Below are 1,774 nucleotides of genomic sequence, written 5' to 3'. Positions count from 1 at the left end.
TAAATATAGCGCTGAAATGACTTTTTTATTAGACGATATAAGAACATTTGAAAAGGCTTTCAGGGATTTTGAAATAGAATTTGAAGTGCTAGATAATACAAAAAATATAGAAAAATATTATCAAATTCTTGATCAAAAAATGAGTATATTAAAAGAACAAGGAATTTTAAATCAAGACTATAAGGTTGAGTTATCTGTGACTTTTATCCCACCTAACAATGAGTATAATAATTTTGCCATTATGCCTGCAATCGATCATATCAATGCCTTAAAAGATATAATGAAAAATTATCCTCAATTTAAATCTTTGCCTAAAATTTACGGGGGGGGGTCATACGGAGGTTATTTAGCGCTAATGTGTGCTAAAATAGCTCCTTGGTATGTAGATGGAGTGATAGATAATTCAGGTGCTGCATTGCCTCCATTAAGATATATCATAGGAAGGGATTTAAATAAAGGTGATGCTGTTTTAAACGAAGATGAGTTAAATAGTAAAGTTCATTGTTATGTGGAAACTTATTGGACACGCAAAAACCCAAACTCACCTTATTATTTTGCTGATGAAAATTATTTAATAAGAGCTTTACTTAATAAAGATCATTTGATTTTACAAGCTCAAAAGAATAAAAATATTATTTATACAAGTTATCATAGTGCTAAAGATGATTTAACTCCAGCTGATCATAAAATTTCTATGATAGAAATTTTAAAAGCTTTAAACTATGAAGTAGATTTTCATCTAATAGATGAAAAAGATATAGATGGTAAATTTATTAAAAATTTAACTCATGGGTGTGGAATTCCTGATAAGGCATTATTTAATAAAGAATTACCTATTATGCTTGAAAAATTAAAAGATAAAACATTTAGTATGAAAAAAGATAGTATATCTTATCCTTGTAAAAATAAAGTTTTTACCTTTAAAGATGAAAATGATAAATTTGTTTTAGAGATTGTTTGATAAAATATATCTAAAACTAGCAAAGGTTTTTTAAATGTTAAAAAATGAAACTTATTTCATAGACTCTTGTGATGATGTAGAATTAAATATAAAAAGAGAAAGTAAATTAGAATTTAAATTAACTTATGATGATAGTAAAGAAATAGAGGCCATTGTTTGCGTTATAAACGGTATTGGCAGTGATATAAAAAGCATTTATTATATAAGTGATTATTGTGCTAGAAATTATAATGTAGCAGTTTTAAATGTAAATTATCATTGCATAGGAAATCGTCCTCAAACTGGAGCAACATATTATTTAGATGATATTGACAAGCTTATTTTAGACACTAGTTTAAAAGCTATAAGTATTATTCCACCTTTTAATATTAATCATATTGATACTTTTGAAAAAATTAATCATTGTTTAGAATATATAGATGATCAAATTTCTATTTTAAAATCAAAATGGATATTAGATGTTTCGTATATTTAAAATTAAGTATAACTCTTCAACCTACCAAAAATGAATATCAAAATTTTGGTATTATGCAAGCAATAGATATACTAAATGCTCTTTTATATATTAGAAAAAGTTCTCCTTTTAAAGCTATGGAGGGGGGGGGTATAAAGCATATTTTAATCGGATCCTCGCATGGAGGATATTTAGCACATTTATGTGCAAAAATAGCTCCTTGGCTTGTTGATGTTGTAATAGATAATTCTTCTCATGTTAGTCTTACTAATTTATGGAGGGTTATAGGTTTTGGAAAAGAAATTGATTATACTAAATATTATAATTTTTTAACACCAAATACCTTCAATCATATAAAG

The 1,774-nt window shown here is 26.2% G+C and carries 3 protein-coding genes; all 3 read left to right on the top strand.

Going from position 1 to position 1,774, the window contains the following annotated elements; translation table 11 throughout:
* Positions 1 to 961: DUF2920 family protein (locus tag L8T82_RS07890; RefSeq protein WP_263726277.1), on the top strand; the 961-nt coding region annotated here is incomplete at its 5' end.
* A gap of 34 nt (positions 962 to 995) precedes the next feature.
* The gene (locus L8T82_RS07885) at positions 996 to 1,436 is read left to right on the top strand and encodes a DUF2920 family protein (protein WP_263726276.1); all 441 of its coding nucleotides are present in this window, start codon (positions 996 to 998) and stop codon (positions 1,434 to 1,436) included.
* A gap of 53 nt (positions 1,437 to 1,489) precedes the next feature.
* Positions 1,490 to 1,774 (top strand): DUF2920 family protein (locus tag L8T82_RS07880; RefSeq protein WP_263726275.1); only part of this gene is annotated, 285 nt, incomplete at its 3' end.

Source organism: Campylobacter sp. IFREMER_LSEM_CL292 (assembly GCF_025771615.1).
In the GTDB taxonomy this organism is placed as follows: Bacteria; Campylobacterota; Campylobacteria; order Campylobacterales; family Campylobacteraceae; genus Campylobacter_D; species Campylobacter_D lari_D.
Note: the sequence above shows the minus strand (reverse complement) of the source record. Positions and strands in the feature narration are given on the sequence as shown.